Origin of the sequence: Arthrobacter sp., assembly GCF_031179385.1 — a bacterium.
Lineage (GTDB): Bacteria > Actinomycetota > Actinomycetes > Actinomycetales > Micrococcaceae > Arthrobacter_D.
In genome coordinates, this window is sequence record NZ_JAPSHV010000095.1 from 1 (window position 1) to 10,765 (window position 10,765).

At 62.7% G+C, this 10,765-nt stretch carries 11 protein-coding genes and 1 pseudogene; 2 read left to right on the forward strand and 10 right to left on the reverse strand.

Annotated features, from left to right (window positions below):
- The 4 genes and pseudogenes from RIF85_RS12205 to RIF85_RS12220 form a co-directional block, all read right to left on the reverse strand.
- A pseudogene (locus tag RIF85_RS12205) lies at nucleotides 1–349 on the reverse strand (tRNA (N6-isopentenyl adenosine(37)-C2)-methylthiotransferase MiaB); the annotation flags it as partial.
- A 177-nt stretch (nucleotides 350–526) separates the two neighbouring features.
- On the reverse strand, nucleotides 527–1,120 hold the full coding sequence (locus RIF85_RS12210) for a regulatory protein RecX (protein ID WP_309072174.1): 594 nt from the start codon (nucleotides 1,118–1,120) through the stop codon (nucleotides 527–529).
- Between the two features lie 3 nt (nucleotides 1,121–1,123).
- Nucleotides 1,124–2,188: a recombinase RecA gene (gene recA, locus RIF85_RS12215; protein ID WP_309072184.1), complete on the reverse strand. Its 1,065-nt coding sequence runs from the start codon at nucleotides 2,186–2,188 to the stop codon at nucleotides 1,124–1,126.
- Nucleotides 2,189–2,409: 221 nt separating this feature from the next.
- Nucleotides 2,410–2,628: a DUF3046 domain-containing protein gene (locus RIF85_RS12220; RefSeq protein WP_309072175.1), complete on the reverse strand. Its 219-nt coding sequence runs from the start codon at nucleotides 2,626–2,628 to the stop codon at nucleotides 2,410–2,412.
- A 41-nt stretch (nucleotides 2,629–2,669) separates the two neighbouring features.
- Between RIF85_RS12220 and RIF85_RS12225 the strand changes: the two genes are divergently transcribed.
- The gene (locus tag RIF85_RS12225; RefSeq protein WP_309072176.1) at nucleotides 2,670–3,143 is read left to right on the forward strand and encodes a MarR family transcriptional regulator; all 474 of its coding nucleotides are present in this window, start codon (nucleotides 2,670–2,672) and stop codon (nucleotides 3,141–3,143) included.
- Nucleotides 3,144–3,205: 62 nt separating this feature from the next.
- On the opposite strand, the gene RIF85_RS12230 is transcribed toward RIF85_RS12225, so the two are convergent.
- The 6 genes from RIF85_RS12230 to dapA all read right to left on the reverse strand — a co-directional run bounded on the left by RIF85_RS12230 (nucleotide 3,206) and on the right by dapA (nucleotide 10,387).
- Entirely contained in the window at nucleotides 3,206–3,646 is a 441-nt protein-coding gene (locus RIF85_RS12230) for a helix-turn-helix transcriptional regulator (RefSeq protein ID WP_309072177.1), read from the reverse strand.
- 93 nt (nucleotides 3,647–3,739) lie between these two features.
- A complete protein-coding gene (locus RIF85_RS12235) occupies nucleotides 3,740–4,258 on the reverse strand; it encodes a CinA family protein (protein WP_375164845.1) in 519 nt (172 codons plus the stop codon).
- Between the two features lie 9 nt (nucleotides 4,259–4,267).
- A complete protein-coding gene (gene pgsA, locus RIF85_RS12240; RefSeq protein ID WP_309072179.1) occupies nucleotides 4,268–4,858 on the reverse strand; it encodes a CDP-diacylglycerol--glycerol-3-phosphate 3-phosphatidyltransferase in 591 nt (196 codons plus the stop codon).
- A 9-nt stretch (nucleotides 4,859–4,867) separates the two neighbouring features.
- Nucleotides 4,868–7,702 (reverse strand): DNA translocase FtsK, encoded by a 2,835-nt coding sequence (locus tag RIF85_RS12245; RefSeq protein ID WP_309072180.1) that lies wholly within the window; start codon nucleotides 7,700–7,702, stop codon nucleotides 4,868–4,870.
- Between the two features lie 51 nt (nucleotides 7,703–7,753).
- Nucleotides 7,754–9,445, reverse strand: a complete 1,692-nt coding sequence (locus RIF85_RS12250) for a ribonuclease J (RefSeq protein ID WP_309072181.1) — start codon at nucleotides 9,443–9,445, stop codon at nucleotides 7,754–7,756.
- 18 nt (nucleotides 9,446–9,463) lie between these two features.
- Nucleotides 9,464–10,387 (reverse strand): 4-hydroxy-tetrahydrodipicolinate synthase, encoded by a 924-nt coding sequence (dapA, locus tag RIF85_RS12255; RefSeq protein WP_309072182.1) that lies wholly within the window; start codon nucleotides 10,385–10,387, stop codon nucleotides 9,464–9,466.
- 43 nt (nucleotides 10,388–10,430) lie between these two features.
- On the opposite strand from dapA, the gene RIF85_RS12260 reads away from it, so the two are divergent.
- The coding region (locus RIF85_RS12260) for a heparan-alpha-glucosaminide N-acetyltransferase domain-containing protein (RefSeq protein ID WP_309072183.1) at nucleotides 10,431–10,765 on the forward strand (335 nt) is incomplete at its 3' end.

Consider the following 10,765-nt stretch of genomic DNA (forward strand, 5'->3'; position numbering starts at 1 on the left):
GCGACTCGAGGATTTCGAGCTGCGCCTCGTCATTGTGCCGGGCACGCTCCAGCAGAGCGGGTAACGCGCCGATGTTGTGGGTTCCGAAGACTGCGTCGACCCAGGGCGCCTTGCGGAGGATGGTGTCGCGGTCCTTCTGAGCAAGGCAGCCGCCGACTGCAATCTGCATCCCCGGCCGCGCCTGCTTGACGGGAGCTAACTGGCCGAGATTGCCGTAGAGCTTGTTGTCAGCGTTCTCGCGAACCGCGCAGGTGTTGAAGACGACGACGTCGGCCTGATCGCCGGCAGCGGGAACGTAACCTGCGTCTTCCAGTAGGCCGGCGATGCGTTCGGAATCATGCACGTTCATCTGGCACCCGAACGTGCGCACGTCGTACGTGCGCCGGGCTGATGGGACTGGCTCTGGCTCGGCCTGAGTGGACGGGAAAACAACTGTGGAACTCACCAGTTAAGGGTACGGCCCGCTGCGCCCAGTCCCAATCCGGCCCACGCCCTGCCCTCTGCAGAGGTTTGCGGGCACCGGACCCTACTGCTCGGCGAGGACATCCTTGACGATAGAAAACGCGATCGACGGCGAGTAGCCCTTTCGGGAAAGCATCCCCACGAGGCGTCGCACCTGCTTATCCTGTGCGCCACGGTCTCCAGGGTCAGCCAGTGGCCTCACTTTCCGGCGTACCAGTTCCGCGGCCGCGGCACGTTCGTCCTCATCGGTGCGCTGGGACAACGCCTCATCAGCGAGCTCCGCTGCAATACCCTTGTCGGCGAGCTCCCGCCTGATGGCTGACCTTGCAAGCGACCGGGTCTGAGCCCTGCTTCTGACCCACATGCGGGCAAACTCTGCATCGTCGATCAGCTGGACTTCTTCGTAGCGGTCGAGGATCTCCTGTGCCGCCCCGTCAGAAACACCGCGCTCGAGCAGCTTGGTGTGCAGCTGATGACGGCTCCGAGGGGCCATCGATAGTTGCCTCAGAACAATCGATCGCGCCACCTCATAGGGGTCCGCTTCGGGTGTGACGTCCGCAGGTGTGCCCGGCACGGGCGTCTGGGGCCCGTTCCTCTTACCGGAGCGCCGGGTGCCCGGCTGACGGGCACCCGGCGCTCGGGGAAATTCACTCGTCAAAGCCTAACGGCCGCCTTCACCGCCGACTGCCTTGAGTTTGGGACTGTCTTTTTCCGGAGCGGCCTCTGCTGCGCCTCCCACTCCGAGCTTCTCGCGGATTCGCCTCTCCAGTTCATCCGCAAGGTCAGGGTTGTCGATGAGGAATTTACGGGCGTTCTCTTTGCCCTGTCCCAATTGGTCGCCGTCATAGGTGAACCATGCACCGGACTTTTTGACAAGACCGTTCTCTACGCCGACATCGATGAGGCCACCCTCTCGGGAGATTCCGAAGCCGTACAGGATGTCGAACTCTGCCTGCTTGAAGGGCGGAGCCATCTTGTTCTTGACGATTTTTGCCCGCGTCCGGTTACCGACCGGATTAGTGCCTTCCTTAAGGGTCTCGATGCGCCTCACGTCGATACGCACAGACGCGTAGAACTTCAACGCCTTGCCGCCCGTGGTGGTTTCCGGGCTCCCGAAGAACACACCGATCTTCTCGCGAAGCTGGTTGATGAAGATGGCAGTGGTCTTGGTCTGGCTCAGGCGCCCGGTGATCTTTCGAAGCGCCTGGCTCATCAACCGGGCCTGCAGGCCGACGTGACTGTCGCCCATTTCACCTTCGATTTCGGCGCGGGGAACAAGTGCGGCAACGGAGTCGATGACAACGATGTCGATGGATCCTGAGCCAACGAGCATGTCCATGATCTCCAACGCCTGCTCACCAGTGTCCGGCTGAGAGACCAACAGCGCATCGGTATCCACGCCCAGCTTCTTGGCATACTCAGGGTCCAGGGCATGCTCGGCATCAATGAAAGCGGCGATTCCGCCGTTGCGCTGGGCATTGGCCACGGCGTGCAGCGCGACCGTGGTTTTACCCGACGATTCCGGTCCATAGATTTCGACGACGCGACCACGTGGCAAACCGCCGATTCCGAGCGCAGCGTCAAGAGCAATGGAGCTCGTGGATATGGTTTCGATGGGAGCACGGACCTCGTCGCCAAGGCGCATGACTGACCCCTTGCCGTATTGCTTGTCAATCTGGGCCAGTGCGGCCTCAAGAGCCTTCTCACGATCGGCTGGTACGGCCATCATTCACCTCGGTTTACTCGTGGCCACCTAAGGCCCGTTTAACTGTTCCTCTTGACCGTAACGTCCCCCTCCGACAAAGTGCCTTTGAGGGCAACCGATGTGGACATCTCCCGTTTTTCTGCGGAGCTGTGGAGGACGGGCGGCGTGATTATTCTCTGTGCTCAGCATAGTCCGAACCCGAACACATATTCGATTGATTCGCGCGCGTGTTCCGCCGATGTCTAGCGCGGCTTCACGTCCCGACCGAGCCGCCGGTACTCAGGGACGTCCTGCATTTCACAGACCGCGATCCACACGGCCCTCGGATCGATGCCGGCGCCCAGGGCCTCGGCCGGTGTTCTGTCACCCAACCCCGAGAGGTGCAGGGTCTGAGCCAGTGTCCGTGAATAGGCGGACCCGAATTCATCATCCATCAAGCGCCAAAAGTCGCTTGTGCGCATGCCGCGTTCTCCTTGTCCTGATAAACCCTAGAATGAAACGCATGACTGTAGACCGCCAGGAACCCGATGCCTCCGTCGATGCTGCCGTGCAGGCGTTGGAGCAACAGCTCAGCATGCTGTGGAGGCGCGCGCGGTCGAACTCCTACAAAGTAGCTCGGCGCGTCCATCCGGATATGGAGCCGGCGGCCTACGGGCTGCTGGTCATACTACAGCGGGAGGGGTCAATGCGCCTGACAGACCTGGCCGCCAGCATCGGGGTAGGCAAGCCGTCCGTCAGCCGGCAGATTGCGATGCTGGAGCAGCTGGGCCTGGTCCAAAAGACCGCTGACCCGCTCGATGGCCGCGCCCAGTCAATCAGCCTCACTGAGGACGGCTTGACCCAACTCTCTGCCGCGCAGGAGGCCCGCAAGGAGGCATTCCACCAGCTGATGGAAGACTGGAGTCTGGCCGACCTCACAACGCTCGGAAACCTTATTTCCCAGTTGAACCAGACCTACACCAAGGACAACTGGTAGCACAGACATGTGAAGAGGCCCGCCGCATGCGGCGAGCCTCTTCAAGCCTGCTGGAAGCAGATCTAGTTCTTGGTTACTGCCAGTCCGCGGCTGAAACCGTCGGTAAAGTCGTCCGGCATATCGCCGCCGAACTGCTGGGCGAACTCCTGAGGGACGGTGTCCGGAACAGCGACCCCCTCGGCTTCAGCCAGACGGTCACTGACCTCCCGAAGCATCATGGACAGAGGCACATCGAGCGCGGAGCAGATCGACGAAAGCAACTCCGAGGACGCTTCCTTCTGACCCCGCTCAACCTCGCTCAGATAGCCGAGCGAAACCCGGGCGCTGTGCGACACTTCCCTGAGCGTACGGCCCTGGCGCTGGCGGACGTCGCGCAGGACGTCCCCGATCTCGTGGCGTAAAACGACCATCTTGCGCTCCTTCGGCTTACGTTGCGGATCTTCTGCCAACCCCACATCCCGCCAACGGATGACACCGTTTACGGATACGGGTTGCTTTACCATGTGTATCGCCTAACTCCCTTGTGCCGGCCGCTGAGCGACCTTCTGATTTAAGCCTAGCCCGTTCTGCGTCTGCGTGCCGGACACTATTGATAACTATTGCGGTACGCCGTTTGTTCCCAGCGGCTCCCGTTCGAGCACCTCCGTGAGCATGTTCACGGCTGCTTCACAGGAAGCCTTCCGGATCCGGGCACGGTTTCCCTCGAATCGGAATTCCCGCACAATGCGGCTTTCGCCGGAGGTCACAGCTACGACGACCGTTCCTACTTCCTTGCCCTCGTGCGGTTCCGGCCCGGCAACGCCAGTGGTGGCTACGCCGATGTCTGCTCCGCACGCTGCTCGCGCGCCCAGCGCCATCTGCAGGGCGACTGCCGGATCGACGGCGCCCACGCGCGCGAGAAGCCCCGCGTCGACACCAAGGAGCGATTCCTTCAGCTCACGATGGTACGACACCACGCCACCCCGCAGCACCGCCGAGGCACCTGGTACCTCAGCCAGGACCGCAGCGACCATTCCGGCCGTCAGTGACTCGGCGGTGGCAATGGTCAGTCCGCGTTCTGCAGCCAGGGCAACTACTCTCGCGGGCGCCGCTGCACCCTTCTGGTTCAATGCCACAGCGTTCGGTCAGGCCGAGGTGTTTCGTGCCGTGCGCCGTAGGCGCACAGCCTGAAGGATGTAGTCGACGCCGGTCACCACAGTGATCACAAGTGCTGCCAACATGACGGTGACGGCCGGCCAGAACGCCCAGCTTCCCAGCGCCGGGACAAGCAGGTAGAGGAAGATTGCCAGGGTCTGGACGACAGTTTTCAGCTTCCCGCCGCGGGAGGCCGGCATGACACCGTAGCGGATCACGGCAAACCTCAGCAGGGTGATTCCAAGCTCGCGAACCAGAATCACAAGAGTGACCCACCACCAAAGCTCACCCAGCACGGACAGGAGGATCAGTGCTGAACCGATCAGCAGCTTGTCCGCGATGGGATCTGCAATCTTCCCGAAGTTCGTGATGAGACCTCGGCTGCGGGCGATGTCCCCATCAAGCTTGTCGGTGTAGATGGCGATCGCAAACGTTGCGACGGCGAGCCATCGCAGCAGGCCGCCCTGGCCTGCGTCCGCCAGGAGGAACCAGACGAAGAACGGCACCAGCGCAATCCGGACGACCGTCAACACATTGGCGACGTTCAGGACTGGTACCGCTCCGGCGTCAGAATTGCTCACGGACCAAGGCTACCTGCCTGTCAGGGACCAAGCGTCTTCAGAGCCGTCGTCTTCGTCGTCGTCATGGTAGTCGACCGCTTGAGGGCGGGAATCGAGATCGTCTGCGACGAGATCGGTCACCCCACCGGGCTGGTAAGAGGAATCGGGTGCCGCGGTCTCCGCCGGAGCCGCCGACGGCGGGTCATCCCCTCGCATGGCTGCCAGGACCGGACCGAGATCGTCCGGCTTCACCAGGACGTCGCGAGCCTTCGAGCCCTCCGACGGGCCAACCACACCCCTCGATTCGAGCAGATCCATGAGGCGCCCTGCCTTCGCGAAACCGACGCGAAGCTTCCGCTGGAGCATCGAGGTGGAACCGAATTGCGTCGTGACCACCAATTCGGTGGCTTGCAGCAGGACATCGAGATCATCGCCGATGTCGTCGTCAATCTGCTTCTTGGGCGCCTCGACTGCGACGTCCTCGCGGTAGACCGCCTTCAACTGTTCCTTGACGTGCTCCACCACCCGATGGATCTCGGACTCGGTTACCCAGGCACCCTGCACGCGCATAGGTTTCGACGCGCCCATGGGCAGGAACAGGGCGTCACCCTGACCGATCAGCTTTTCCGCACCGGGCTGGTCAAGGACCACCCGCGAGTCGGTCACAGAGGAGGTGGCGAAGGCCATCCTGGAGGGAACGTTGGCCTTGATCAGACCGGTAACCACGTCTACCGATGGGCGCTGGGTGGCCAGTACCAGGTGAATACCTGCCGCCCTCGCAAGCTGGGTGATTCGCACGATTGAGTCTTCGACGTCGCGCGGGGCAACCATCATGAGGTCGGCAAGCTCGTCGACGATCACCAACAGGTACGGATACGGGCGGACCACTCGTTTGGAGTCCGGCGGCGGGACCACCTTCCCGTTGCGTACAGCCTTGTTGAAGTCGTCAATGTGCTTGTAGCCGTAGTTGGCGAGGTCGTCATAACGCGTGTCCATCTCACGGACAACCCACTGGAGGGCTTCAGCAGCCTTCTTCGGGCTGGTGATGATCGGGGTGATGAGGTGCGGAACGCCCTCGTACGCCGTAAGTTCAACCCGTTTCGGGTCGACCATGATCATGCGCACCTCATCGGGCGTGGCCCGCATGAGGATGGACGTGATCATCGAGTTCACGAAGGAGGACTTACCCGCACCGGTTGCGCCCGCCACCAGGAGGTGCGGCATCTTGGCGAGGTTGGCTACAACGTACCCGCCTTCGACGTCCTTGCCGACACCCATGACCATCGGATGCTCTGTCTTGCGCGCATTGCCTGAACGCAGGACGTCGCCCAGAGACACCGTTTCACGGTCGGTGTTGGGGATCTCAATACCGATGGCTGACTTGCCGGGGATCGGCGAAAGAATTCGTACGTCCGAGCTCGCTACCGCATAGGAGATGTTCTTGGACAGAGCGGTGACCCGCTCCACCTTGGTGCCCGACGCCAGTTCAATCTCGTACCGGGTCACCGTCGGACCCCGGGAGAACCCGGTGACCTTCGCATCGACGTTGAACTGTTCAAGGGTGTGGGTCAGCGCGGCAACGACCGCGTCGTTTGCCTCCGAGCGCTCCTTGGGCGGGGTGCCGGCCGGCAGGTAGTCGGATGGCGGGAGCGTGTACGTGACGTCACCGGCGAGAGAAAGCTGCTCGGTCCGCTGCGGAATCGGCGTTGTAGGTGCCTGCGGCTGAACCGGATGGGATGGGACCGGCGCGGGTTGCGCAGCCGGAGCACTGGCGGGAGGAAGCACCGACATGGCTTCGGTGGCAGGTTCGGCGGCGCCCAGCCCCTGATTCCGCTTGATCTTCTCTGTAGCCATCTCCTGCTGCGTGGGACGCCGCACACCCGGGGGAATCGTCGGCGGCGCGGGAGGAGTGTCAGCGTCGTCGTCGAGCACGGCACGTTCAAAGGCTTCGTCCCCGACGTAACCGTCCAGCTCCTCTTCCTCGGCCGTGTTCTTTTTACCGCCGAAGAGGCGTGACTTCTTCTTTGGCTTGGCCGGGGCGCGTTCACGATCGGACAGGTAGCTCTGGTCGTGTTCATCGCTGTCGCTGTCGCGGTCATTGAGGTCCTGGCCCATGAGGTGCTCGTACAGGTGGCGCAGCCGGGACGGGATATGGCGGAAGGGGGTGGCCGTGATGATGAGGATGCTTACGAAAATCAAGAAGGAGAGCACAACAGCGACGGGCCAGACAGAGAGGAGGGCTGTTGCCGGTGCGGCAATGAGGTACCCGATTACTCCCCCGGCTCGCCACAGCGGGTCCAGTCCGGCGGCAAGTTCGGGTTGGCCGCCCACGAGGTGTGCGATACCTGCTCCGCAGAAAGTAAGGACGGTCAGCCCAATTCCGATGCGGTTGTTCGCGCGCGGGTTCTCCGGATAGCGGAAGAGGCGAACTGCTCCGGTAAGCAGGATAAAGGGCAGGAGCAGGGCCATCCAGCCCACCGATCCCCCGGCAATTGCGTGGATGGCATCGGCAACCGGTCCCGTGAGCGCCCACCACTCAACCGTCGCGACGGCGACTGCACAGAGGAAAAGGAAGAAGCCTGTACCGTCCCTGCGGAGGTCTTTCTGTGGCTGGACGTCATGGCCGAACTTCCGGATCGCGCCGGCGATCAAATGTGCCAGTGCCATCCAGAACCCGCGGACTGCCCGCAGCGGCAGCGGAAGCTTTTCCTCAGCTTCAGGCAGCGGCTGCGTCTTGCTGGTTCCGCGCGCCGTCGACCCCCGGCCGGCAACGGCCGTGCTGCGGGTGCGCGGCTGCGAACCTCGCGACTGTGGAGCTCGCGGCTGTTGACCCCGCGAAGAAGGAGGGGAAGTACGGGTCGCCATACTCGCTACGCTACCGGACCGGGCCCCTGCTTCCGGGGATTAGCACGCCAGCTAGGCTTCGAGAACGACCGGAATGATCATGGGACGGCGTCGGTAACGGCGGTTGACCCAGGTTCCGACGACGCGGCGTACCACCTGCTGAAGCTGATGCGTGGTGTGGTCCTTGTTGCTCATGACGGCCTCGGCCAGGGCAGAGCTGATTTTCGGCTTGATGTCGTCGAAGACCGAATCGTCCTCGGCGAAGCCCCGGGCATGGATGTCCGGACCGGAGACGATGGTTCCCGTACTGCGGTTGACCACGGTGATGATCGAGATGAACCCCTCCTCGCCGAGGATGCGGCGGTCCTTCAGGTCGGCGTCGGTGATCTCGCCGATGCTTGAGCCGTCCACGTAGACATATCCGCACTCCACCGCGCCCACGATACGTGCGACGCCGTCCTTCAGGTCCACAACGGAACCGTCATCTGTCTGGAGGACGTTCTCGCTCGGGATACCGGTCTGGATCGCAAGGTTCCCATTCGCGATCAGATGGCGGGTTTCGCCGTGCACGGGCATGACGTTCTTCGGTTTGAGAATGTTGTAGCAGTACAACAGTTCTCCCGCAGCCGCATGCCCCGAGACGTGAACGCGCGCGTTGCCCTTGTGGATCACGTCGGCTCCGAGCTTGAGGAGTCCGTTGATGACGCGGAAGACGGCGTTCTCATTTCCGGGAATGAGGGAGGAGGCCAGGATGACGGTGTCTCCCTTGCCCACGGTGATGGGGTGATCACCGTTGGCCATACGGGACAGCGCTGCCATCGGCTCGCCTTGTGAGCCCGTGGACATCAGCACCACCCGGTCATCGGGGAGGTCGTCCACGTTCTTCACATCGACCAGGATTCCATCAGGCACTCGGAGGTAGCCCAGTTTCGCGGCGATGGACATGTTGCGCACCATCGAGCGGCCGGCAAAGCACACGAACCTGCCGTGCGCCTGGGCTGCATCGAGTACCTGCTGCACGCGGTGGATGTGGGAAGAGAACGAGGCAACGATCACGCGCTTCTTCACCTGGCCGAACAGCCGGTCAAGCTCTGGTCCGATTTCACGTTCGGCTGTCGTGAATCCCGGTACGTCAGCGTTGGTGGAGTCAACCATGAACAGGTCAACCCCCTCTTCGCCGAGGCGCGAGAAGGCACGCAGATCCGTGATACGCCCGTCAAGCGGCAACTGGTCCATCTTGAAGTCACCGGTGTGCAGAACGGTTCCGGCCTTCGTGCGGATGAACACAGCGAGCGCATCGGGGATGGAGTGGTTGACCGCAACAAACTCACACTCAAACGGCCCGAACTGTTCGATCTGACCCTCAGCAACGGTCAGGGTGAAGGGACGGATCCGGTGCTCCTGGAGCTTCGCTTCGATCAGTGCCAGCGTCAGCTGCGATCCGATCAGCGGTATGTCGGCCTTGAGGCGGAGCAGGTAGGGCACTGCGCCGATGTGATCCTCGTGACCATGGGTGAGCACGAGGCCCACCACGTCATCCAGCCGATCCTCGATATAGGAGAAGTCCGGCAGGATCAGGTCGACGCCGGGCTGGGTCTCCTCGGGGAACAGAACCCCGCAGTCCACAATCAACAGCTTGCCGCCAATTTCGAAGACGGCCATGTTCCGGCCGATTTCTCCGAGTCCGCCGAGCGGAACGACCCTCAGGGTTCCCTCGGCGAGTGGCGGAGGCGGGACGAGTGTGGTCCCTGCGAGTTCTGTCATCCGTCGGCCTTTCGGAGGTTAGCGGGTTGCGCCCGCGGAAAAGTCCCAGCCCGCTTCGGCAAGGTCAGTCAGTACCGGTTCCATTTCGACGGCGGTGGGCTCGACCAGGGGCAACCTCACCACGGAGTTCGGGAGCACTCCCTGCATCCGCAGGATCTGCTTGGCGGAAACAGCACCCGGAATATGGGTCATGACCGCGCGGACCACCGGGTCGAGATCGAAATGAACCTTTCTCGCGGTGGCGAAGTCACCCGCCGTCGCGGCATCGACTAGCGCGCGGAACTGCGCGGTGGCTACGTGGGCACTGACGCTTACGACGCCGACGGCGCCGGCGGCCATCCACGGCAGCGTCAGGCCGTCATCGCCTGCGTAGACGTCCAGCGCTGTGTTGGCGAGCACCCGTGTCACCGCCGCATAGTCCGCCTTGGCGTCTTTCAGCGCAAGGACCTTGGGGTTGTCAGCCAACCGGATCATGGTTTCAGTGCTGATGGGGATACCTGCCCGGCCCGGGATGTCATAGATCATGATCGGCAGGTCAGAGGCGGCGGCCACCGCGTCGAAGTGTGCCAGGACGCCGGACTGTGTCGGCTTGTTGTAGTAGGGAGTGACGACGAGCTGTCCGTCTGCACCCGCGCGCTGGGCGCGCTGAGCCATCTCGACCGAGTGGGACGTGTGGTTCGTGCCGGTACCGGCGATGACCTTGGCCCGGCCGCCCACCGCTTCCACGACAACGCGAAAAAGGTCTTCCTTCTCCTGGTCCTCCAGGGTGGACGTTTCACCGGTCGTTCCGGAAATCACCAGGCCGTCACACCCGTCCTCGACCAAACGGACCGCCAGCGCAGCCGTTGCATCGAAGTCCACAGCGCCGTCGGGGGTAAACGGAGTCACCATGGCGGTGACGAGGGAACCGAATGGGAGCGGGTGATTATCGGAGGCAGCCATAGGTCAAACTTACCCGCTGCAGCGGGCGTGAGAACATTCCATCATGGCCATCACACAGAGCCCGGGCAGGCTGAGCGGTATCGATGCGGCCAGGGGCATAGCCCTTTTCGGCATGATGTCCACCCACGTTTTCCCCCTTTACCTGGAGGGCAGCTCCGAGGCTTCATGGATAGGTGCCACCTTCTCCGGACGGTCATCTGCCCTGTTCGCACTCGTGGCGGGTATCGGTCTGGCACTGCTGACCGGTGGCAACGCCCTGCACAATCGCGGCGTCATCTCCCGCGACCGCAGGGGGATCGCTGCGCGCGCCGTCGTTATTGCAATGGTGGGCCTGATGCTTGGCGGCCTCGAAACCAACATCGCTGTGATCCTCTTCCA

What these genes read in the sequence shown, in the direction of transcription:
- RIF85_RS12245 (WP_309072180.1), bottom strand. Translation starts at nt 7,702, where the DNA reads ATGGCGACCCGTACTTCCCCTCCTTCTTCGCGGGGTCAACAGCCGCGA.
- RIF85_RS12230 (WP_309072177.1), bottom strand. Translation starts at nt 3,646, where the DNA reads ATGGTAAAGCAACCCGTATCCGTAAACGGTGTCATCCGTTGGCGGGAT.
- RIF85_RS12225 (WP_309072176.1), top strand. Translation starts at nt 2,670, where the DNA reads ATGACTGTAGACCGCCAGGAACCCGATGCCTCCGTCGATGCTGCCGTG.
- dapA (WP_309072182.1), bottom strand. Translation starts at nt 10,387, where the DNA reads ATGGCTGCCTCCGATAATCACCCGCTCCCATTCGGTTCCCTCGTCACC.
- RIF85_RS12250 (WP_309072181.1), bottom strand. Translation starts at nt 9,445, where the DNA reads ATGACAGAACTCGCAGGGACCACACTCGTCCCGCCTCCGCCACTCGCC.
- RIF85_RS12220 (WP_309072175.1), bottom strand. Translation starts at nt 2,628, where the DNA reads ATGCGCACAAGCGACTTTTGGCGCTTGATGGATGATGAATTCGGGTCC.
- recA (WP_309072184.1), bottom strand. Translation starts at nt 2,188, where the DNA reads ATGGCCGTACCAGCCGATCGTGAGAAGGCTCTTGAGGCCGCACTGGCC.